The 19546-nt window shown below is 69.9% G+C and carries 27 protein-coding genes and 2 pseudogenes; 19 read left to right on the top strand and 10 right to left on the bottom strand.

Annotated features, from left to right (window positions below; translation table 11 throughout):
• The first annotated feature begins 26 nt into the window (after positions 1-26).
• Both ACE1OC_RS41110 and ACE1OC_RS41105 read left to right on the top strand, forming a co-directional pair.
• On the top strand, positions 27-230 hold the full coding sequence (locus ACE1OC_RS41110) for a DUF397 domain-containing protein (protein WP_407841375.1): 204 nt from the start codon (positions 27-29) through the stop codon (positions 228-230).
• Positions 231-452: 222 nt separating this feature from the next.
• Positions 453-1262, top strand: a pseudogene (locus ACE1OC_RS41105) (DUF5753 domain-containing protein); the annotation flags it as partial.
• Positions 1263-1352: 90 nt separating this feature from the next.
• Here the strand turns inward: ACE1OC_RS41105 and ACE1OC_RS41100 are convergent.
• The 4 genes from ACE1OC_RS41100 to ACE1OC_RS41085 form a co-directional block, all read right to left on the bottom strand.
• Positions 1353-2150 carry an SAM-dependent methyltransferase gene (locus ACE1OC_RS41100; RefSeq protein ID WP_407841374.1) on the bottom strand — a complete coding sequence of 266 codons (798 nt, stop codon included), beginning with the start codon at positions 2148-2150 and terminating at the stop codon, positions 1353-1355.
• A 211-nt stretch (positions 2151-2361) separates the two neighbouring features.
• Complete coding sequence (locus ACE1OC_RS41095) at positions 2362-2748, bottom strand: hypothetical protein (protein WP_407841373.1); 387 nt, start codon at positions 2746-2748, stop codon at positions 2362-2364.
• Between the two features lie 340 nt (positions 2749-3088).
• Positions 3089-3337: a hypothetical protein gene (locus tag ACE1OC_RS41090; protein ID WP_407841372.1), complete on the bottom strand. Its 249-nt coding sequence runs from the start codon at positions 3335-3337 to the stop codon at positions 3089-3091.
• 529 nt (positions 3338-3866) lie between these two features.
• Positions 3867-5060, bottom strand: coding sequence for a barstar family protein (locus ACE1OC_RS41085; RefSeq protein ID WP_407841371.1), 1194 nt, complete (start codon positions 5058-5060; stop codon positions 3867-3869).
• Between the two features lie 1053 nt (positions 5061-6113).
• On the opposite strand from ACE1OC_RS41085, the gene ACE1OC_RS41080 reads away from it, so the two are divergent.
• On the top strand, positions 6114-6404 hold the full coding sequence (locus tag ACE1OC_RS41080; RefSeq protein WP_407841370.1) for a hypothetical protein: 291 nt from the start codon (positions 6114-6116) through the stop codon (positions 6402-6404).
• Between the two features lie 10 nt (positions 6405-6414).
• On the top strand, positions 6415-7170 hold the full coding sequence (locus tag ACE1OC_RS41075; RefSeq protein ID WP_407841369.1) for a helix-turn-helix domain-containing protein: 756 nt from the start codon (positions 6415-6417) through the stop codon (positions 7168-7170).
• Positions 7171-7275: 105 nt separating this feature from the next.
• On the opposite strand, the gene ACE1OC_RS41070 is transcribed toward ACE1OC_RS41075, so the two are convergent.
• Positions 7276-7584 (bottom strand): DUF6087 family protein, encoded by a 309-nt coding sequence (locus ACE1OC_RS41070; protein WP_407841368.1) that lies wholly within the window; start codon positions 7582-7584, stop codon positions 7276-7278.
• Between the two features lie 67 nt (positions 7585-7651).
• On the bottom strand, positions 7652-8020 hold the full coding sequence (locus ACE1OC_RS41065; RefSeq protein WP_407841367.1) for a hypothetical protein: 369 nt from the start codon (positions 8018-8020) through the stop codon (positions 7652-7654).
• Positions 8021-8379: 359 nt separating this feature from the next.
• Between ACE1OC_RS41065 and ACE1OC_RS41060 the strand changes: the two genes are divergently transcribed.
• The 7 genes from ACE1OC_RS41060 (at position 8380) to ACE1OC_RS41030 (ending at position 11530) form a co-directional block, all read left to right on the top strand.
• Positions 8380-8625, top strand: a complete 246-nt coding sequence (locus ACE1OC_RS41060; protein WP_250752891.1) for a hypothetical protein — start codon at positions 8380-8382, stop codon at positions 8623-8625.
• A complete protein-coding gene (locus ACE1OC_RS41055; protein ID WP_407841366.1) occupies positions 8594-9124 on the top strand; it encodes a DUF6879 family protein in 531 nt (176 codons plus the stop codon). Before ACE1OC_RS41060 ends, ACE1OC_RS41055 begins: the two co-directional genes overlap by 32 nt.
• Positions 9125-9138: 14 nt before the next feature.
• Entirely contained in the window at positions 9139-9987 is an 849-nt protein-coding gene (locus ACE1OC_RS41050) for a Scr1 family TA system antitoxin-like transcriptional regulator (protein ID WP_407841365.1), read from the top strand.
• Positions 9988-10087: 100 nt separating this feature from the next.
• Complete coding sequence (locus tag ACE1OC_RS41045) at positions 10088-10258, top strand: hypothetical protein (protein WP_407841364.1); 171 nt, start codon at positions 10088-10090, stop codon at positions 10256-10258.
• Positions 10255-10497 carry a hypothetical protein gene (locus ACE1OC_RS41040; RefSeq protein WP_407841363.1) on the top strand — a complete coding sequence of 81 codons (243 nt, stop codon included), beginning with the start codon at positions 10255-10257 and terminating at the stop codon, positions 10495-10497. The genes ACE1OC_RS41045 and ACE1OC_RS41040 overlap by 4 nt, the downstream gene beginning before the upstream one ends.
• Positions 10498-10659: 162 nt before the next feature.
• Positions 10660-11226, top strand: a complete 567-nt coding sequence (locus tag ACE1OC_RS41035) for a hypothetical protein (RefSeq protein ID WP_407841362.1) — start codon at positions 10660-10662, stop codon at positions 11224-11226.
• Positions 11227-11251: 25 nt separating this feature from the next.
• Positions 11252-11530 (top strand): hypothetical protein, encoded by a 279-nt coding sequence (locus tag ACE1OC_RS41030; protein ID WP_407841361.1) that lies wholly within the window; start codon positions 11252-11254, stop codon positions 11528-11530.
• A gap of 160 nt (positions 11531-11690) precedes the next feature.
• Here the strand turns inward: ACE1OC_RS41030 and ACE1OC_RS41025 are convergent, their stop codons facing one another.
• The 3 genes from ACE1OC_RS41025 to ACE1OC_RS41015 all read right to left on the bottom strand — a co-directional run bounded on the left by ACE1OC_RS41025 (position 11691) and on the right by ACE1OC_RS41015 (position 13300).
• Positions 11691-11891: a hypothetical protein gene (locus tag ACE1OC_RS41025; RefSeq protein ID WP_407841360.1), complete on the bottom strand. Its 201-nt coding sequence runs from the start codon at positions 11889-11891 to the stop codon at positions 11691-11693.
• 157 nt (positions 11892-12048) lie between these two features.
• Entirely contained in the window at positions 12049-12204 is a 156-nt protein-coding gene (locus ACE1OC_RS41020; protein WP_407841359.1) for a hypothetical protein, read from the bottom strand.
• A 103-nt stretch (positions 12205-12307) separates the two neighbouring features.
• Positions 12308-13300 (bottom strand): integrase, encoded by a 993-nt coding sequence (locus ACE1OC_RS41015; protein ID WP_407841844.1) that lies wholly within the window; start codon positions 13298-13300, stop codon positions 12308-12310.
• On the opposite strand from ACE1OC_RS41015, the pseudogene ACE1OC_RS41010 reads away from it, so the two are divergent.
• The 4 genes and pseudogenes from ACE1OC_RS41010 to ACE1OC_RS40995 all read left to right on the top strand — a co-directional run.
• Positions 13199-14320: pseudogene (locus tag ACE1OC_RS41010) on the top strand (WD40 repeat domain-containing serine/threonine protein kinase); the annotation flags it as partial. The gene ACE1OC_RS41015 and the pseudogene ACE1OC_RS41010 overlap by 102 nt on opposite strands.
• 34 nt (positions 14321-14354) lie before the next feature.
• Positions 14355-14756, top strand: coding sequence for a WD40 repeat domain-containing protein (locus ACE1OC_RS41005; protein WP_407841358.1), 402 nt, complete (start codon positions 14355-14357; stop codon positions 14754-14756).
• Positions 14757-14969: 213 nt separating this feature from the next.
• Positions 14970-15215, top strand: a complete 246-nt coding sequence (locus ACE1OC_RS41000; RefSeq protein WP_407841357.1) for a sigma factor-like helix-turn-helix DNA-binding protein — start codon at positions 14970-14972, stop codon at positions 15213-15215.
• A complete protein-coding gene (locus ACE1OC_RS40995; RefSeq protein ID WP_407841356.1) occupies positions 15212-15388 on the top strand; it encodes a hypothetical protein in 177 nt (58 codons plus the stop codon). The genes ACE1OC_RS41000 and ACE1OC_RS40995 overlap by 4 nt, the downstream gene beginning before the upstream one ends.
• Positions 15389-15452: 64 nt before the next feature.
• Here the strand turns inward: ACE1OC_RS40995 and ACE1OC_RS40990 are convergent, their stop codons facing one another.
• Positions 15453-15650 carry a hypothetical protein gene (locus tag ACE1OC_RS40990; protein ID WP_407841355.1) on the bottom strand — a complete coding sequence of 66 codons (198 nt, stop codon included), beginning with the start codon at positions 15648-15650 and terminating at the stop codon, positions 15453-15455.
• Positions 15651-16203: 553 nt separating this feature from the next.
• Between ACE1OC_RS40990 and ACE1OC_RS40985 the strand changes: the two genes are divergently transcribed.
• From ACE1OC_RS40985 to ACE1OC_RS40970, 4 genes are all read left to right on the top strand, one after another.
• Positions 16204-16752 (top strand): hypothetical protein, encoded by a 549-nt coding sequence (locus ACE1OC_RS40985; protein ID WP_407841354.1) that lies wholly within the window; start codon positions 16204-16206, stop codon positions 16750-16752.
• 51 nt (positions 16753-16803) lie between these two features.
• Entirely contained in the window at positions 16804-17049 is a 246-nt protein-coding gene (locus ACE1OC_RS40980; RefSeq protein ID WP_407841353.1) for a hypothetical protein, read from the top strand.
• A gap of 222 nt (positions 17050-17271) precedes the next feature.
• Entirely contained in the window at positions 17272-18264 is a 993-nt protein-coding gene (locus tag ACE1OC_RS40975) for a hypothetical protein (RefSeq protein ID WP_407841352.1), read from the top strand.
• 217 nt (positions 18265-18481) lie between these two features.
• Positions 18482-19216, top strand: coding sequence for a hypothetical protein (locus ACE1OC_RS40970; RefSeq protein WP_407841351.1), 735 nt, complete (start codon positions 18482-18484; stop codon positions 19214-19216).
• Positions 19217-19546: the final 330 nt, after the last annotated feature.

Raw genomic sequence — 19546 nt, 5'->3', positions numbered from 1 at the left:
ACCGGTACGAGGGAGATGGTGTAGAGATGTCTGAAGGGATGTCGTGGCAGAAGTCGGCCGCGTGCAACGGGTACGAGGCCTGCGTGGAGGTGCGCCGCCTGGAGAACGGGAACGTGGGGTTCCGGAATTCGCTTTTACCTGACGGGCCGATGGTGGAGTTCACCAGTGCCGAGCTCGCCGTGTTCCTGGAGGGTGTCGACAGGGGCGAGTTCGACTGGATGACCAGCTGATACGAGGATTCGGTTGCGGAAGGTCACGCGGGGAAACCAGACTGCGACGGTGGTGAGGGTTCACCACCGTCTGCAAGGGAGCTTCGCGTGGCCGATCGGCCGTCCCGTCCGCACACCCCGCCGGCCCTCGGAGAGGGGCAGGATGCCGGGGCCGACGTGACCCTGCCGCGCCGTCTGTGGGGCGGTGAACTGCTGGAGACCCGCCTCCTCAAGGGGTGGACCATGGCCGAGGCGGTCGCGCAGGGCGCAGCAAGTTCCGTCCCCACTCTCAGCCGCTTGGAAGGCGGCAAGATCAAGGCGAGAGTCGCCCACGATGTTGCGGACCAGCTGGCGAGGGCGTACCAGGTGGATGAGACGACGTTGGTGTCGTGGCGGGAGCAGGCCACGAAGATCATGGCCGAGAAGACCGGCGACCGCGAGAAGCCCTTCACGCTGGACGGCGACTTCGCCATCTCGGAGGCTTTCGAGCACGTCCGGCGGCTGGAGCAGACGGCATCGCAGATCATCCACTTCGCAGGGGTGTACGTGCCGGGGCTGGTCCAGACCCGGCAGTACAGCAAGGTGGTGATGGAACGGGCCTGTGGCGCGCGTCCTGAGCTGCTGGCGCTGGTTCCCGACCGTCTGCTGCAGCGTCGGCAGCGTCAGGATCGTCTGGAGTGGGGGACTTCGCTTCACTACTCGATGATCATCGACGAGCATGTCCTGGCCACGCCGGTCCCCGGGGAGAAGGCGATGCTGGAGCAGCTCCTCGAACTGCACCAGCTCGCCAGGTGCAGGGACTGGATCGCCCTTCGGGTGCTACTGCGTGAGGGGTGGCAGTTCGAGCATCCGAAGGCGATGACGATGGCCCTCTTCCGGTTCCCGGAGCCAGAGAGCCAGCAGGGGGGCCAGGCACCTCCTCCGGTCCTCTACCTGGAGGGCAGCAGTCCGGAGGTCAGCCGGCTCCACGCGGATCCAGCGGTGGTCGAGGAGTACGACGCGAACCTCAACGACCTGTCCAACCTCGCCCTCGGGCCGGAGGACAGCCTGGCCTTCCTGCAGGAGCAGATCAGCAGGTCCGAGGCACGGCTCCGGGGTGGCCTGCGGGCTCGGCGGACGGCCTCGGAACCGGAGGTGGAGCCGTCACGGTACGCGGGCCACTCCCCCGTACTGGACCCAGCCGCTGGGGGGACATTGGGGCGCGGGCTGCGGATGTCCCCGGTTCCAGCCGGCCACGTCGCCGGGAGTGTCCTGGCCGACCATGGCAAGCCCGGCGAAGAAGCGGTCGACATCGCCGCGCCGGCGAATGTTGCCCCAGTCCCCTCCCAGCGTCTGCCCTAAGAAGCCTCCGACTTCCGCACGGACTTCGGGGTCCTCGTGGGTGAGGTGGGAGACGACGAGGTAGCTGCCGGGCGGCAGGTGGGCGACCAGGCCCCGCACGAGCGCCCAGGGGTCCTCCTCGTCTGGGATGCATTCCAGGACCCAGCCGAAGAGGACCGCCACGGGCAGGCCGGCCTGCAGGAGGCGTCTGACCCGGGGATGGTGCAGGATGCGGTCGGTATCGCGGATGTCGGCGCACATCACGGTCGCGGCCGCGGAGTCCTCGGCCAGGATGAGACGGCTCTGCCCGAGGGCGACGGGGTCCTTGTCGACGTAGACGACGTGGGTGTCGGGGCGGGCTTGACGGGCGATCTCGTGGATGTGGGGGCGTCGGGGGATGCCTGAACCGAGGTCCAAGAAGCGCCGGACCTCGTACTGCCCGGCCAGACATGCCACCGCCCGTCCGATGAACGCCTTGTTGGAGGCGGCGAGCTCACGCAGCCGCGGTGCCAGGTCCAGCAGGTCCGCACAGGCGCGCCGGTCGGAGGTGTATCCGCTCGCGCCCCCGATCAGGTGGTCGTACATGCGGGCCAGGCTGGGCTTGGTCACGTCGATCGGCAAGCGCTCCCCCTGAGCACGGCGGCCGCCGGCGCGGAGTGTGGCGCGCGGGCGGCGGGTTCACGGGTGGAAAAGCAGCAATCCTAGGGGCTGTTCCTCTAGGAAAGTACCCGTCCGAATACAGGGGAGAAGTGTTCTGGTGAAAATCAGGCGCGATCGCTGCGGGTGGGTATTGGTGCTGGTCGGGGCGCAGTCGAATGTGCCGGGCGTGCACTTAGCGGATGGATATGCCGGTGGGATTTCCGGTGCCCGGGTGGGGTACGACGGTGCGGTAGAGGGATTCGAACGCGGCGCTCTCGATGCCCATCGTCTGGGCCGCTTGGTCCGCGTCAAGCCCGACGCAGTGCCGCAGCAGGAAGGTGTCGGCGGCCTGGCAGGGAAGGCGGTCCAGGGCCGAGGAGGGGCGCGTCGGGCAGGCCCTGACCGCACCGGTGAGCAGCGCCCACGCCCCGGGTACCGGTGAAGGATCGCGCAGCAGGCCGTCCCAGGCCCGCTCGATGGACTCCCACACGGCCACCGCGACAACCTCGCCGGCGCACGGGTCGCCCAGGCGCACGGCCGCGTACTGCCGGTAGGTGTCCCCGAACCGCGCCCGGAACACCGCACAGGCCACCCGCTCGACAACGCGTTTACCGCGGGGCGCCGTTCGAATCTCCGCCCCTGCCCCGGCAGCCCTCGGTCCGGGTTCGGGAGCGGTCCGGAAAAATTCCGTGATCATGGAAAGTCCTCGCTCGGGGATAAGTGCGACTTCGGCCATCAGCGCAAAGTTGGCCGAAACAGAGCGGGCCGTGCGGGTGGCCGGTCGGTCCGGACGCTGCGCCCTCTGCGCGTGGCGGACCGTGGACGGCAGTGGAGAGGCCGGGGCTGCCATCCGCAGCCCCGGCCCCGCTCTGTAGCCCCGCGTCGCCCGCAGGCACGGGCGAGCGAAGTCGGGGCGGGGGTCAGCGGCGCAGCAGCACCCTGAACAAGAGGACCGTCCGGTCCCCGTAAACCAGCGGTGTGGCTGCCAGGACGCCGGCCTCGTCGACCCACCCGGCGGTGACCGCGACGACGAGGACCGTCGTCAACACCGAAGACCAGCGCGCCATACCCGAAAGGACTGCGTACAGCCGTGTTTCGAGCAGGTGCGGGGCCGGAATGCTAATTTCTGGGGCCACCGGCCGGTCAGGCCGATCTGCACGTTCGATCATGTCGTTCCTTCAGCAGGTTGCGGAATGGTCGAACCCCCGCGGGGCTTCGGGGCATGCACGCCCCGGAGCCCCGCTCACACTCGGGAGTCACCGGCCTCAGCGAAACACCGCCCGGTCCGGCCGCCCAAACCCTTCCCGAACCGGAAACATGACCACCTCAGGCACCCCCGGGACAGCACAACCACCCCCGGATGACACCTATTCGGGCAGTCTCGGACGCAATTCGTCACACCCGCACCTGGACCGGTCATCTGCGGACGGAAACTGGCCCGCCGACGAGTGGAAGACGGGCGACCCGCTCGAACACCCCTCACCCGTATGGGTTACATATTTCCCGACCGCCACACACGTTCCGGAACGCGGATACCGGCTTTCCGCATCCACGGCCACCAAGCCGGCTACCGGCCTTGTTGTCAGTGCCCGTTGGCAAGATCAACGCTATGAACAGCGCTCCGACCATGCCTCCTCAACCGTATGACGTCACCGCGATCTTCCCGCAGCTCGCTGGGCGGATTGTCCGTCGCATCCCTCACTGGAGCACGACGGTGACGCCTTTCTCGCGCAGGAGGTTCACGGTCACCTCGAAGTAGGACAGGCCGCCGAGGTGGTACAGGACGTGTCCGGCGAGGGCGTGGCGGGCGATGTCGGCGTGGTGCCAGACGAGGGTGAACGGGGGGACGACGGAGGGCCCGCCACACAGGTAATCCGCCACTGAGTCCAGGTCTCTGCCGTAGTTGGCGCCAGGGCCGAGCAGGGCTTCGCCGAGTGCCAGGAGCAAGCCGTTCCTGTCGGTGACGTGCTGTCCGTCCAGGTGGTACGTCCCGCCGGAGAGGCCCTCCGGCCAGTACGGGCCGATGCGGGTGAGGGCCAGCCACTCGGACCGGCCTTTGGCGTCGAACTGTGCCCACTGGTTGGGCCGCGTGGGAACACCGTCGGACCAGATCTCCCAGACTGCGCGGGCGGCCAGAGTTGGACGGTCGTCACCGGGGTCCGTGATTGTGACGTCGATCAGGGCTCCACCGAGGGTGGACGGGCGTGCCTCGACGGTGTCCAGGTCGAGGCGGTACCTGGTCATCGTCCGGCCGTGGCGGTCGAGGGGCCAGAGCGTGATCGGGTCGCCCTTCTGGGGAAGGGGACGACTCAGCAGGGTCAGAAGCGGTGTGGCGGGTTCGCAGCCGATCAGGTGCACTGGCTGTGTGGGTCGCTGCGGGCGCGGGGTGAACAGGCCGTCAATGGAACGGCAATCGCCCGATGGGCTGTCACCCTGGAACGAGGGGAACCACAGGTCGAACCGCGGGCTCGAAGGCAGCCGCTTGCAGCCCCAGTAGTCATCCTCCCTGACACCGGTGCCCAGGACGATGTCCACGCGCCCAGGATCGCCCGGCGTGGGCCAGTGGGCCAGGACAGCCGTGTCCTCCAGGTCCCAGAAGCGGGCCGGCCCGTCGTTCGAGGTATCCACAGGCTCGATCGAGAGCATTCCGTCCCCCAGCAGCCGCACCGGTTCGGCACTGTCCGCCACCGCCTGGACCAGCAGGCTCTCGCGCAGGCAGCCGCGCAGCGTCAGGACCTCTCGCGGCAGCGGAGGCACGTCCATGAACAGGCCCTCGGCCTCGGCGCACCGCCCCCACAGCACGCCCTCTTCCTCACCGCTGATGTCGTCCCGCACCAGGAGATACCGGACCGGGAAGTCCCGCTCCCACCCCACATGTTCCTCAGACCGCACGCTTCTCCATTACTACCAGGCTGTCTTGGCGCGCCAACCCTACGGCCCGCTGACGCCGAAGCCCTCCGAATATCGCGTGGTTTGAATGACGCTCCCCGCCAGTCGAACGGGCGCCGTGGTCGGCGGCGCGGCGGGAGGCGTACGCGAACGACCAGAACGGCCCGGACACGCTGATCGCGGTCTCTGCCGCCTGCGTCGGCGGCGGAGCCGACGCGGGCCGCGCCGCCCTCTCCTTCTGCCGCGGCTGCGCGAGCGCTCCCGGCCGCCGGGACCCCGATCACCACGGCCGCAAGCGCGGCTTTCCCCGGCTCCGCCTGCGCCCACGCCCACAGCTCCCCGTACATCCCCACACCTCCCGGGTACGGGCACCCGGATGAGCGAGATGAGACGGCAGGAGAAAACCCCCGTACGCGCGGCCTACGGGGGCCGGTGTCCAGTCTCAGGCGCACGCGCGGCCGAACCGGCGCTCGACGCCGACCTGGGAAAACAACAAGGCTGCCACCTCTGGGAGATGACAGCCTCAGTGCCTGATTCACGCGCCAACGTGAAGCCAGGCGGAGTCCCGTTCAGCGTGGTTTGCAGCCAGTAGCCGTCAGGGGGACCATCCAGGTGGCTTCCGCCTACCCGATGCTTCGGATTGTTGACTTAAGTCATCGGGCACGGCAACCCAGGTTTGTACGACGGTGAGCCTATGTCCCGTCCGATGGGACCAGCGCTTCGAACCGAAGGTGGCAACCGCCACCAGGAAGGACCCTCGCTTGACGTGATCGCACCGGTGTTTACGCAGGTCAGGTCAACACTCAGATGGGCTCTCCCGCCGGCACGTCGTCCCGACAGAGATGCGTTGGGAGGTTGGAACAGGCGTGAGCCAAAATCGGGCTTGGGGTGAGACACGAGCTCCAGGGGGTCCACAAGGCCTGAGATGATGACGACGGCACGAACACACGCGGAGGGAACGCCAATTCCCCCTGGGTGCATGCCTTTTGCAGCCAGTAGCCCAGGGCGAGGCGCCACGTCGACGCCTCGCCCCGCCTTCACACTCAGGGGACTTCCATGCCGAAGAAGCACGTCCAGCCGGGCTCCGACGCCACCGCACGCCCACAGATTCCGATCCTCCCAGCACAGGCGGCCGAACAGAACCGCCTCACGCTCCCCGTCGTCACGGCGGTCATCGCCTTCCCCTCGCTCGGCTCGGCCCTCTCCATCACCGACATGCCCACCGCGGAGATCTACCCCCTCCTCGCCTACTGCGGTGCGATCGGGGTGGCGGTGGTCATCGCGGCCAGCGGTGGGCGCAAGATCGTCGTCGGCCTGGCTCAGCTCCTGCTGCGCGCGAGCCAGTAGGGGTGCGGGGATGGGACGACCCGAGAACCCGGTCGACTTCACCGTGAGCGCCCGGGGCGAGCTTGCGGCCCTGCTGCGCAAGCACCGGCAGGCGGCCGGCCTCACCTACGAACAGCTGGCGGCGCGTACGGGCCTGTCCTCCGCGACGCTCAAGCGCGCCGCCGCAGGCAAGAGGACTCCGAGCGAGACCGTCGTCATGAAGTTCGTCGGCGGCTGCGACGTAAGCAAGTCCGACGTCCTGGCCAGCCGCATCGGCTGGGCTCGGGCGAGGCTCGAAGAGCGCGGTTTCTCCGATCACCGTGTGCCCACACCCGGTCTGATCGCGTCACGCGGCGAACTGAGTCGGGCGATTGTCGACCTCTACGAGCGCGCGGGAGCTCCGCCCCTGCGCCTGATGCAGGAACGTGCCGGTGCCGAGTGGCTCGCCATAAGCAGTGCTCACCGCATCATCAACCGTCAGGCCCTGCCCCGGACCCGCGAGCAGATGGCGGCCTTCCTCCGTGGCTGCGGCATCCGCTCGTCAAGGGCTCAGAAGGACTGGCTGAACGCCTGGGCCAGGACCATGTCCACCACACCCGCCCCCCTCGCCGAGCTTGAGTCGGTCTACTGGCGGCCGGGCTCCCAGCATGCGGTTTTCCGCGAGGAGCAGCGGAGACGCCAACTTAGGCGCCTGGAGCGGAACCTCAGCCCTCAGTCCCTCTCGATCGTCATCGACGGGCGGCCGGGGCCAGTGTCGGACCGCCCGACGTACGCCCCCCCGGCGTAGCCGACGAGGTGAACTCGTCCTCGGAATGCTGCGGCATTCCGAGGACGGTTTGCGGAGGTGCCCCGCACGCCTGGCGTGCGGGGCACCTCCTGTGCATGCCAGGGGTCAGACTCCGTCCTGCGGCCAGGACCGTTGGGGACGGGTGTCGTCCAGAGCTACCGCAGCGTCAGCCGGTGAGGAAGAGCGCAGCCTCGGCGGCGTTGTCGGCGACTCCGACGGGCACCCATTCCCCCGACTCGACGTCGAGCTCCAGAAGGACGCGGGGGGGGCGTCGGGGGCGAGGTGCGCGGCGCGGCCTCGGGCGGCGGGGTCGAGTGGTTCGGCGCGGCGGCGTCCGGTGATCTGCCGGTCAGATGCACGCCGCTGGTCGCGGAGGTCCGCCCACTGCTCCAGCGGTTCCTCACGCTCGCCCACGGCCGTCCTCCTTTATCGCCACTGCGCCCCCGGCAGCAGGTTGCCTGGTTCGTCCAACCATGGTGTCTCACCGCTGGGTGACCGTAAGGCCGAAGCAGTCGAGTCCGGGGCGGCCTTGTTCCTCCCACCACGAGCAGGCGGCTTCCACGGCGTCCCACAGGCGTTGGGGCCCGTACTGGTAGACGGTGCCCGGCCCGCCCTCCTCCGGCCAGCGCACGCCCGCCCATGAGCGGTCGTTGCGGGAGTAGAACCAGGCGGCCCCGGTGCCGTCCTCCTCGCGGAAGGTGATGTGGGTGATGTGGGGAACGGCAAGGCCGATGACGATTTCGATGTCGGTGTCGGTGTCGGCGTCGGCGTCGGCGAGCTGATCCGGCTGGACGACCGTGCCGGCCGAGCCGGGCCATGTGGTGACGTGGTCCTCGTAGGTCGGCCACACGGTCCGATGCGACCGGGCCCGCATGAACTCCAGCCCGGCTGTGAAGCGGCCGGAGGCGGTGCCGTCGCCGTACGCGGTGAGGCGGAGCAGGGCGTCCCGGTTGCTGTAATGGGTGCCGTAGGGAGCGGTAGCTCCATGCCGCCTGGGCAGGTTGGCATGCCAACCGCTACCCGGTACCGGCCCGGCCCGTCGTGATACCGAAGGCGGTGCGGGGGCCTGCGCAGGTGCTCCCCGCCACCTGCCACGGCGGCTTGGTCGACGGAGATTAGTCCGGTAGACGCCTGGACCCCCGTGACGGGTGCTGCTTCGCTGGAGGTGGCGTGCAATTTCCCGCAAACAGCGTGATGCAGGGGGCAGTCATGGCCTTACGGTTCTGGGGCAAGGACCCCAACAGCGACACCGGGCAGTGCCCGTCGGTGTGGGTCGACCAGGACACTGGCGACGTCGTCGTGCAGGGCTGGAAGGCGACCGACGCGGAGACGGCCGAGTGCCGGGAGAGCGGGGACATTCCCGACTCCGAGGCGGTCGTTCGTCTCCCGGCCGCGATGACCGAGATCCTGAGGAAGGCGTGTGATGACGCAGACCGACGTCGTTCCGGGCTTTGACGAACTCCTCGACGGCGCCCGCGTCTCCGCACTCCACCTCGAAATGCGGGACGGCTACGGGGTGCCCGCGGAGTCCCCGGGGTTCGCCGGGTGGCTGGAGACCGGAGAGCGGGACATGGACCCGGCGTCGGAGTACTGGCGGTTCTGGGTCGAGCTGGTGCGCCGTACCGTCGCCCGGGGCGTGATCGTCCGGCGGGCTCGGATCGTCTCCGAGCCATTGTCGGACTATGCCCGCTACGGGCTGGCCGGCGCGTCCGTGAACGCCTTGGCAGGCGAGGAGATCCGCTACCTGGCACGCCGCCTCGCGTCCGACATCGCGCTGCCGGGGAACGACTTCTGGCTCATCGACGGCCGCCTCATCCGCTGGAACCACTTCTCCGGCAACGGCACCCCGACCGGCGGCGAAATGTCCGACGACCCGACCACGGCCGCCCTGTGCGCGTCCGCGTTCACGGCCGTGTGGGAGCGCGCCGTGCCGCTGGCCGACTACAAGCCCTGACCCACGGCCCACCGATGTCCTCGCCCCTGTCCAGTGCCCAGGAAGCCCGTGCCGCGCTCGCCCTGCGGCTGCGGCACCTGCGCCTGGACGCGGGCCTGGCCGGCGGCGTCCTCTCCGACCGGTGCGGGTGGAACGGCGCGAAGACCTCCCGGATCGAGCACGCCAAGGCCGCCCCGTCAGACGCCGACATCCGGGCCTGGTGTACGGCGTGCGGCGCTGAGGACCAGGAGGCGGACCTCATCGCGGCCGCCCGGAGCGCGAACTCGATGTACGTGGAGTGGAAGCGGCTCAACCGGGCCGGGCTGACCCGTCTGCAGAACGAGATCGTGCCGCTGATGGACCGCACGCGGTCCTTCCGCGTGTACTGCTCGCACGTCGTGCCCGGCCTGCTCCAGACCCACGGATACGCCGCGGCCGTCATCGCCGCCTACGGCGCCTTCCACGCCGCCCCGGACACCGACGCCGACTCCGCCGCCCGCGCCCGCCTGGCCCGCTCCCGCATCCTGAACAAGCGCGGTCGCACCTTCGCGTTCCTCCTGGAGGAGTCCGTGCTGCTGCCGGGAGTCGCGGACAAGGAGACCACCGTCGCCCAGCTCGACCGCCTGCTGGAGGTGTTCGCGCTGCCGCAGGTGTCGCTGGGCATCGTCCCGGCCGGGGCCGCCCGTCCGCTGTGGTCCATGGAGTCCTTCACCGTCTACGACACCGCCCAGGTTGGCATCGAGCTGCTGTCGGCCCGCGTGAGCATCACCGCACCGGGCGAGATCGCCGTGTACGAGCGGGCCTTCGCGCAGCTGTCCGCCGTCGCCGTCTACGGCCCGGCCGCCCGCGCCCGGATCGAACGCGTCCGTGGGGCGTGCGGGTAGCCGTCCGCAAAAAGCCGCAAAACCGTTGAGGGCACTGGCCGGACCTCCCTAGCGTCGTTGGGGCCGGGATGACCGACTCCGCAGCCCTTGGGAGACCCTGATGAGCGCACCCCCACCCCCACCCGCCGCCGCGCCCTGGACGTCCGAGCAGCCCGCCCACGGCGTCCCCTCCCCCTCTCTGCTGGAGCGCGCCGACGCGGGCCTGGAGCGGTTCCTCGCCAAGTGCCCCGAGTTCGACGTCTCCCTCCCCGACGCCCCGGCCACGGCATGAGCCCGCTGCGCACACGGCAGGCCCGCACGCCCTACAAGGTCGGGGACACAGTCACCGGCACCACGTACGTGGAGCCCGAAGACCGGAGGCGGGAGCGGCCGGTCGAGTTCACCGGAACCATCGCCCAGGTCGGCGCCGGCTGGGACGGCATGGACGCGGCCATCGCCTATCTGTGGGTGCGGCTGGAGTCCGGCCTGGAGATCAAGGCACTGATACGGGACGTCGAGCACGTGAGATGAACCCTCCCGCCGACGCAGGTCCCTCTCGTCACCTGCCGTGGCGGACCAGAATTCCCGTACGTCCGGGGCGGAAGCCCGTACCCCCGGGCGTACGGGCACGAACCGCACTCGCCCGACCCGGGCCGTGCGGGGCACCTTCATCGTTTCGAAGGAGGCCCGAAGATGAGCACGAGCATGCCCACCCCCGCAGACGTCGCCGAGCGGGCGCAGGAGGTCCTGGCGGCGATCGTCGCCGACGAGGAGTTCAGCGCGTTCGAGACCGCGACGCTGGAGTACAGCAGCGACTGGCAGTGCTTCACCGGCTTCCCCGTGATCGAGCAGTGGAGCCTGGACGCGGACAGGGGGCCGCTGTTCACTGAGGGCCTGCGGGCGCCGGCTCTCAAGGCGGCGGTGTTCGACCTGACCGGCGACGAGCGCCTGGCCGAGGTCGCGGTGGCGGTGCCGGTGGACGAGATGACCCACGCGATGATCGCCCAGTCGCAGCTGGTCGCGCGGATCGCGGCACGTGCCGGGTTCCAGCTCATCCACCAGACCGACCAGGAGCACACCGACTACACCGGCGACTTCACCCACCGCGCCTACCGACTGGCCTGGGGCGAGCCGCCCGCCCGGTACTGGCTCGTCAAGGACGAAGTGGACCGCAGGGTGGAGATCCTGACGGCACGGTACGCGTCCATCGGCATGAACCGGGCCGGCCGCGAGCACGCCATCTCCTTCGCCGCCGCCTAGCGGCCCGCTACGCTACCGTCCCGCCATGACGACGCCGTTCGTGACCGGCCCCGACCATCCGGCGTGCGGGATCTGTCCGGCGACGAGACTCCCCCGCGAAGGGTTCGTGGTCTACGACCGACCGAGCCGGGAATGCCCGTTCAACCCGGCCGACGGACACCGGTACACCGCCGATGGCACCCCCGCCTGCGTCCACCCCGACAAAGTCGGCCTGACACCGGACCGCATCGCCCCGCCCCCGCAGCCGCTCGATTCGGCCCCGGCGCCGGCCCGGCGACAGCGGTGGTGGCGGACGGGACGCTGATCCAAGACGCACGCCAACGAGGCCCCACCCGGGAAGGGTGGGGCCTCGTTTCGATGTCCCCACGAGGATCAAAGCGCCGGCCAGCGGCACTCCCCAACGCGTCCTGCTGGCACCTCGGCCGGGCCATTTCAGAAATCGGCCCTCAGATGAGGGCCGGAAATTAGAAGTCTTCGGCGGCGCTCGGGCCGTTGCCGAGCAAGCGTCGGCCGGACGGCGCCGGGGCCGGGGTCGTCCGGGTGAGGCCGGAGTCCGGGGCGGTGGTGGCGCGCTCAACGATGGTGCGGCGCCCGTCCGTACGGTGCTGCTCCTCGACGGCGGGGCCGGGACCGGTGCCCAGTGGGCGGCGGCGAGGAGTGCTCACGCTCTCAGTCTCGCACTCGCTCTGATCGCGGTCTCGGCGGGAGCAAGTTGGTTCGGAAGCGTAGCTTCCGCTGTGTCGGCCTGGGGTGCCGAGAACCTCCTCGACCGGGGGCGGTCGAGGAGGTGGTCCACCCGCACCGGATCAGGGCTCAGCCGGGTCAGTCCTTGTTGCTGGCCTCGCGGATTGCCTGCGCGACCTCCAACAGTGCGAACGCGACGGCGGCCAGGCCCAGGCCAACGGCTTGGGTAGTCGTGTTCGCGATCGTCGCGTTCCGGGCGTGGTCCTCGGCGGTGTCCTCGCGGTAGGTGTTCATGATCCCCTCCCTGTGTCGGCCGGTCCGACAGTCCGAAGACCTGCCCAAGATCGGGCGTGCTACACGGACGGCGCAACGAAGGGCCGGACCTCCCCTGCCGGATTCACAGGACCCCGTGCAGGGCGTTCTCCTTGAACCCGTCGTCGGCCTCGCGGTAGCCGCGCATGACCTTCGAGCCGCGGGCCCATCCGCCCTGGCGTTCAATGACGGCGTCGGCGTTGCCGGCGCGGGCGGACTCGTGGCCGGTGGGCCGGATGTCGAGTTCGGCGCGGGCGCCGATGCGGGTGAGGACGTCGCCAACGGTCTCGGGGTCGAGGCCGCCCTGCAGCACGGTTCCCCACCGGTTGTGCAGGCGGCGGAACGCGAATCCGTCTGGGGCGTCGTCGAGGGCGGCCGCCTCCTTCCAGCGGCGCCAGGCGCGGACCGGGCAGATGTGCGCGCGGGATCCGTACAGGACCTCGACCACGCGCGAGGAAACCTTCGAGACCCGCACGTCCACGATCAGGCCACGGCCTTCGGGGTCTTCGACGATGTCGCGGACTCGGAGCCAGGCGAGTTCATGCTCGCGGCCGGCGATCGCGAAGTGCATCGTCATCATCGACAGGTCGCGGATCCCGGACCGATTCTCCGGGAGGGCGGCGGCGATCTTCTCCATGTGCCGGACGAGCAGGGCGGGGGCCGGGCCGCGGCCGCGGGTCTCCTTGGTCTTGGCCATGGCCTTCTTCTTCGCTTTGAGCAGCGCACGGGCCTCCTCGGCGATATCCTCCTGCAGCTGGAGCTTGAGCCGGCGGCGGGCGGTGACGACGATGCCGGACAGACGGCGGTCGATGGTGGTGGGTGCCGTGAGCTTCCCGGGCGGGGAGCCGGGCTTCGGCGGCCGGGCGGGCTGATGCCAGCACCACTCCACGAACGCAACCAGGGTTCCGGTGCGGACGGCGGCCGGCGGGAGGTCGGCCTCGGCGCAGAACCTGAGAGGGCGGCCCGCGACCGCGTGATGAAGCGTTCCGTCGCGGTCAAACTGCTCCAACCGCATCTCAGGACGGCCGAGGATGAGGACCCGCTCTTCTGGGAGGAGCTGTTCTTCCGGGAGGCCCACACGGCGGGGGCGTTGAGTCATCCGGGGATCGTCACCGTCCACAATCTCGGACGGGACGGCGACGGCACGCTCTACCTGGTGATGGAGGAGGTTCCCGGCCGGAACCTGGGCGTTGTGCTGCGAGACGGCCTGCCGCCGGTCGCGGACGTCCTGGCGTGGACCGCGCAGGTCGCCGACGCGCTGCACGCTGCACACACCGCCCGAATACTGCATCGTGACCTCAAGCCTGCCAACCTGATGCTCACCCCGGCGGGCAGCGTGAAGATCCTCGACTTCGGAATCGCCCGCTACATCTCCACCCTGACCGTTGCCAGCCGCGTCATCGGCACGGTCGCCTACATGCCGCCCGAGCGGCTTCAGGGCAAGGTCGGCGACGCCCGCGGGGACCTGTACTCGCTCGGCTGCGTGCTGTACGAGCTGCTGACTGGCCGCACCCCCTTTGATTATCTCGACACCCCAGCAGCTCTGGGGTACGCCCATGTACACACCCCGCCCGCACCACCCTCCAGCCACCGCCCCGGCCTGCCGCCCCACCTCGACGCACTGCTCGCCGAACTCCTCGCCAAGGACCCAGGCCACCGGCCCGCCAGCGCAGCCGATGTCCGTGACCGCCTCAGCCACCCACCCGCGTCCCCGCCTCCCGGACCACCGCCGGCCCTACGGGCGGAGCCCAGCCATCTTGTGCACGGTGGGATGGTTTTGGCTGTGGCGTTCTCCCCCGATGGCACGCTCCTCGCCAGCGGCAGCAACGACGGGACGCTGCGGTTGTGGGACCCGGCCACCGGACAGCCTGTCGGTGCCCCCCTCACCGGACATCGAGGCGGAGTCATGACGGTGGCGTTCTCCCCCGACGGCACGCTCCTCGCCAGCGGCAGCAACGACGGGACGCTGCGGTTGTGGGACCCGGCCACCGGACAGCCTGTCGGTGCCCCCCTCACCGGACATCGAGGCGGAGTCATGACGGTGGCGTTCTCCCCCGACGGCACGCTCCTCGCCAGCGGCAGCAACGACGGGACGCTGCGGTTGTGGGACCCGGCCACCGGACAGCCTGTCGGTGCCCCCCCTCACCGGACAGGCTGTCGGTGCCCCCCTCTACTCAGTCGTGTTCTCACCCGACGGCACCCTCCTAGCCGACGGGGGTCGCAACGACGGGATTCAGCTGTGGGACCCGGCGACTGGACAGCCTGTCGGTCGCCCCTTCACGGACAGCTATTCGTGCCACGCGCTGGCGTTCTCCCCCGATGGCACGCTCCTCGCCAGCGGCAGCTACCGCGGGACGCTGCGGTTGTGGGACCCGGCCACCAGCCGACCTGTCGGTGCCCCCCTCACCGGACATCGAGACGGAGTCATGACGGTGGCGTTCTCCCCCGACGGCACGCTCCTCGCCAGCGGCAGCAGCCACGGCGCAGTCTGGCTTTACAAACAACAGCAGCTCGGCGGGCCCCCGCCCAACTGACCTTGGACTGTTCGCCGAGCGGGATGTGGATCAGTGCGTAAAAGGAGACGACTCCGTCAAAGGAGGCTGGCGCGAGTCCACGGCCGTAGCGTCAGCACGGATGAACTCGGCCTGAGGCACGAGTTCCCGGGCTCTGCGGAACTGCACCTCACTGAGACGCCGGCAACGTCACGTGAGACGGGACAGCGGCCCTCGGCAGAGGGCCGCACCAGCTTGGAGCACCAGACCGTGCTGCAGGAGACGCTGGCCACCATCCTGGCAGGCGCCTCGATGGAGGAACGCGCAATCTGCACGGCGATCCTGGAGACCGGCGCCACGCAGGAGGAGATCGCCCAGAAGCTCGGGACCACGCGGAAGTCGGTCGAGCGGCGGCTGTACCGGGTCCGGCGCCGCGCCCGGAAGCTCGCCGCGGCGGGCACCATCGTGGTCCCTTCGGTCAGCTCGGCGGTGTCCCGGTGAACGGTCCGCTGGATCTGCGCGCCCTCGTCCTGCTGCTGGTCGGCGTCGTGGCGGTATACATCGCGTACATGCACCCGCAGGCCGGCGTCGCGGTCCTGGTCGGGGCCGGCGTGGTGACGCTGGCTTACGTCCTGATAGGCACGGGCGGAAGCGGCGGGCCTCCCGCCCCCTGACGGCCAGACAGCACGCGGCGGCCCGACCGGAGAATCCGGGGGCCGCCGTGCGCGCGTGCAGGTACTACTCGTTGTCGTCCGGGATGACGTTGATGGTGATCTGGTCGATGTCGTCCGGGCCGGTGTCCTCCTCTGCGACGGAGTCCTTGTAGATGCCCGGCCCCTTCGGGTCGGCCAGCTTGGCGGCCACGGACCGGGGGATGTCCACCGTGAGGCTGATGCCGGTGGCGCTGCGGAAGGTAGTCACTCGCATATCGCTCATGGCAACCATTTTCATCTACAGCGGGCCCCGCCTGCACCCGGATTTTCGGGCCGGCCGCGCGGCGGGTTCCGGCGGGCCCCATCTACGCCGCCAGGCCGTACCCGATCAGGAAGGGCTTCCACCTCGCCTCCTGTTCTGGAACTGCTCCCGGGTAATGCGGCCATCCCTGAACGCCGCTTCCCATACCGACTCGGCCTCGCCACCAGGTCGGGAAACCGGTCCTGGACCAGCGACCCGCGGCGGGTCTGTACCATCACCGCGCCGCCCGGGTCGGCCGCGGTGAAGACGAGCGCCCGGTGCCCGTCCAGCTTCTGCTCGTAGGCCACCCCTGCCCGCAGCGCGGCCGGGCCGGGCAACGACTCCGCGGCCTGCGCCAGCATCGGCTCAACCGGCGGTCTGAGCACCATCTCCTGGGCCTCCCTCGCAGTCCCTCTTCCAGGGTCGCCCCGCCCGGCGCGACACGGTCCGGCGGCGGCCCGCCGCGTCATCCATCCGAGGGGCGCAGCGGGGCCGCCTGGGCCGCTCTGGGACCTGCATGCGGCACGGTGGCGGCATGCGTCGCTGGTCTCTGCCCCTGCTCCTCGTCACGCTGCTCGCGGGCCCCGGATGGGTCACCGTCCACCCCGCCCCTGGCTCGGCCTCGAAGGCCTCTCCCACGGTGGTGGCCGACCAAAAACACCCGGGCCCCGGCCTACCCGAGCAGCGCGCCGCCGCCCCTGCGGCACTGCCCCTCTCGCCCCTGCCCGGCACCCACTCCTCCGGCCTCCGCGCCGACCCCGCGCAGCGTGTGCCCGGCCCCGCCCACGAAGCTCCCGCAGCCGCAGCGGACCGGCGCAGCCCGAGCACTCCCCGCCCGGCCCGCCAGCAGCCCCCACGGCCACACAGGGCCACCACACCCAAGACCGGCGCGCACCCCACCGCGCGGAGCAAGCGCGAGTCCACGGGCTCCGCGAAGGCCGGCGGCCGCACGCCCGCACCACGCCGCACCGGGCGCCCCGCGCCCGGGGTGCGGGCCGGGGACATGGCCGCGCTGTGCCGCTCCGCACACGGCGTGAACAGCCCGGCCATCACCGCGCTCTGCCAGGACACCTACGGCCGGTGACCCGCCGTCGGAGACTCGCGGTGGAATTCGAACACGTGTTTTAGTTGGGGGGTGACACCGCACTGCTTCCCCGCCGACCTCCTCGCCCTCCAGCAGGAACGGGAGCGGACCTACACCGCCCTCGCGCACGCCCCCGCCGGGACCGGCACGGCCGCGCTGCGCCGCGCCCTGGTCCTCCTCGACCTCCGCCTCGCCACCCACCCCTACTGGGCCTCCCCCGCCCAGTGGCGAACCGGCGCCGCCGAGCTGCGCCGCACCGCCCGCACCCATACCCCCACGGCACGGAGCGCTGCATGAGCGAGCAGCCCCCCACTACCCCCCACCCGCGCCCCGTGCTGGTCACTTGGGCTCCCAGCCAGACCGGACCCCGCGCCCGGTGGCGTATTAACTGCACTAGCGTTCCCTACCCGCGCAGCCCAAATCGCTGGCACGGTTCAGTCAACTAGAGAAGGATCTGCTGGTGCGGCGGTAGCACGCCGCGACCGGGCGTAAGCCCATCCAGCGAAGCAGGAGCCCTAGTTGTCCAGCCCACCGACCCCACAGACCGTTCAGCGACTTGCATTCATTCGCTACCTTCACGAGCAGGGGGTAACCCAGTCCGCGCTGCCCGAGCCGATGTCATCAACGGCGATCCTGTCGTTTCAGGACGCAGTGGAGCATTTCCTGCTCCTCGCAGTGGAACATCTGCAGGTCAACGTGCCCACTCAGATCAGTTTCGTTGAGTATTGGACAAAGCTCCAGCCGGGACTCCCAGCCGGCAGTCAGCTTCCCGGCAAGTTGGCGATGGACCGGGCCAACAAGCTGAGGGTGGCGCTCAAGCACTACGGCGCCTTCCCCTCTGCGCGGGCCATCGACCAAGCGCGGGGCGACGTCTCGTCCTTCTTCACGGATGCCTGCCCAATGATCTTCGGCGCACGCTTCGAGGACATCGACATGATCGACCTGGTGAGTCGGGTGGAAACCGTCAAACTGCTGGAGGATGCCGACACCCATGCTGTGCTGGCCGACTACCCTACGGCGATGGCTGGACTGGCGCTGGCACTCACGGACCTGATCCAATTTCACGCGGAGCTACCCAAGGTGAAATACCCTGGCCGACGGCCCTTTCGCTTCGGCCCGAATCTGGCGAGGTTCCGGCTGACCAGGGCGGCCTACCACGACAAGCAAGCCCAGCAGGTCGCGAAACTCACCGAGGTGACCCAACAGCTCCGCGAGGCTATGCAGGTACTTGCCCTCGGCATCGACTACGCCCGCTACGCTCGCTTCAAGGTGCTGACACCCCACGTCGAGCAGTTCGCGGACGGGAGCATCAAGTTCTTCCTGACTGAAGGCGACAAGTCACTCAACGCCGATGACTACCAGTTTGGGCGGCTGTTCGTAATCGAGTCCGCCCTGCGAGCGGTTCACGCCGAAGGCGTGCTCCAGCGGCGAGACGCGCACCTCGCGGCTAACCGGGCAGCCAACCATGCTCCAGGTGAGCATCTTTGGACAGGACCTGCGGCAACCACCTGACACGCAGCAGATCTTGTCTGCGCGTGAAGTGCAGAGAAGTCACGCTCAAACCTGCCGCTACGGACACGGTGGGAACCCCCTCTGCCGGGGCTGTCAGGGCGAGCGTGACGAGCGCCTCGCCCGCACCCGCCCATGACCGGGGCTGCCCGGCGTCAGCAGCCTTCCCTGCTCCCGCCCATGACCGGAGCTGCCCGACGGTGAGGTAGCGGGCCGGCTCGTGCGGCGGTGGCAGACCGACGCCGGCCAGTGGGTCTACACGGTCGCCCTGCGCGCCGGGTCCAGCCGTACCGCCAGCACCGGGCAGGACATCACCGCGGACCTGGTCGAACTCGGCGTCCCCGCCGACCGCGTCCGCCCTGTACCTGGGACCTCGTACAACGACGTCCCCAAGCTGCACCGCCGACCACCCACACCCCCACCGCCGGTGCCCGCCGAGGTCGGCCTATGGATCGGGGAACGGATACAGACCCGCTCCAGACCGGGGAGCGGCCTCACGCTGCGGATCCACCAGCCCGGATGCGAGGCGACCACCGGCAGCAGGGGCGGCACCCTCACGACCGGGGAGGCCCGGTGGATGATCACGAACGACCCCATCGCCAGCGCTTGCGACGTCTGCACCGCCCACAAGACCCCTGACCCGAGGTGGGCGGCGGCCTGTGCGGTGTCGAGGTCGCTTGCGGTGCCGCGGGCCGCCCAGTACCCGACCCGCTCGGCGACTACCTCGAGCTGGCGGGCCGCCCGCACCGCCGCCAGCGGGGACGTCTTCGCCAGCCGCCCGATCTCCTCCTCCAACCGCTCCAACAGCGTGGTGACCGCCTCCGGAAACGGGACGGTCGTCACCTCGACCCATCCGGTGCTCGGCTTCGATGTTGAGGCCGCCCAGGTCATGGTCCTGCTTCAGCCACCGGGCAATGCTCCGAACCCGAGGTCCCCCGGCCCTAGATCGTCCTAGCCTTGCGTCATGACAGATGACGTGACGCCTCCAGCCACGTCTACACCTTCGCCACGTTCACCCTGAACGCCGGAAAGACGGTCACGGTCAAAACGGGCAAGGACACCAACACCGCCACGACCCTGTTCCAGCAGCGCGCCGCCTACGCCGCAACCCTGCGGGAAGGCTGCCCAACTGGGGTTCTGACACAGCTTCTTGGGGGCGCTGGCGGCAGGGACACCCGTCGTAGACGCGCTCTTCCACGAGTCCCTCCGCTTCACGAAGGGGTACGCCGAGGCATGCCTGGAGAACGGGGATAGGGGGTGCATCCCGGCGTGCACGGGCATGCAC

Source organism: Streptomyces stoeckheimensis (genome assembly GCF_045822005.1).
GTDB classification, from domain to species: domain Bacteria; phylum Actinomycetota; class Actinomycetes; order Streptomycetales; family Streptomycetaceae; genus Streptomyces; species Streptomyces stoeckheimensis.
This window is presented reverse-complemented; position numbering and strand designations above follow the sequence as displayed.

Excerpts from the sequence above, each read along its gene's own strand:
- ACE1OC_RS40985 (WP_407841354.1), top strand. The coding sequence starts at position 16,204 with ATGCGTCGCTGGTCTCTGCCCCTGCTCCTCGTCACGCTGCTCGCGGGC.
- ACE1OC_RS41080 (WP_407841370.1), top strand. The coding sequence starts at position 6,114 with ATGCCGAAGAAGCACGTCCAGCCGGGCTCCGACGCCACCGCACGCCCA.
- ACE1OC_RS41045 (WP_407841364.1), top strand. The coding sequence starts at position 10,088 with ATGAGCGCACCCCCACCCCCACCCGCCGCCGCGCCCTGGACGTCCGAG.
- ACE1OC_RS41035 (WP_407841362.1), top strand. The coding sequence starts at position 10,660 with ATGAGCACGAGCATGCCCACCCCCGCAGACGTCGCCGAGCGGGCGCAG.
- ACE1OC_RS41060 (WP_250752891.1), top strand. The coding sequence starts at position 8,380 with ATGGCCTTACGGTTCTGGGGCAAGGACCCCAACAGCGACACCGGGCAG.
- ACE1OC_RS40990 (WP_407841355.1), bottom strand. The coding sequence starts at position 15,650 with ATGAGCGATATGCGAGTGACTACCTTCCGCAGCGCCACCGGCATCAGC.
- ACE1OC_RS41020 (WP_407841359.1), bottom strand. The coding sequence starts at position 12,204 with ATGAACACCTACCGCGAGGACACCGCCGAGGACCACGCCCGGAACGCG.
- ACE1OC_RS41040 (WP_407841363.1), top strand. The coding sequence starts at position 10,255 with ATGAGCCCGCTGCGCACACGGCAGGCCCGCACGCCCTACAAGGTCGGG.
- ACE1OC_RS41030 (WP_407841361.1), top strand. The coding sequence starts at position 11,252 with ATGACGACGCCGTTCGTGACCGGCCCCGACCATCCGGCGTGCGGGATC.
- ACE1OC_RS41050 (WP_407841365.1), top strand. The coding sequence starts at position 9,139 with ATGTCCTCGCCCCTGTCCAGTGCCCAGGAAGCCCGTGCCGCGCTCGCC.
- ACE1OC_RS41110 (WP_407841375.1), top strand. The coding sequence starts at position 27 with ATGTCTGAAGGGATGTCGTGGCAGAAGTCGGCCGCGTGCAACGGGTAC.
- ACE1OC_RS41055 (WP_407841366.1), top strand. The coding sequence starts at position 8,594 with ATGACGCAGACCGACGTCGTTCCGGGCTTTGACGAACTCCTCGACGGC.
- ACE1OC_RS41075 (WP_407841369.1), top strand. The coding sequence starts at position 6,415 with ATGGGACGACCCGAGAACCCGGTCGACTTCACCGTGAGCGCCCGGGGC.
- ACE1OC_RS41090 (WP_407841372.1), bottom strand. The coding sequence starts at position 3,337 with ATGATCGAACGTGCAGATCGGCCTGACCGGCCGGTGGCCCCAGAAATT.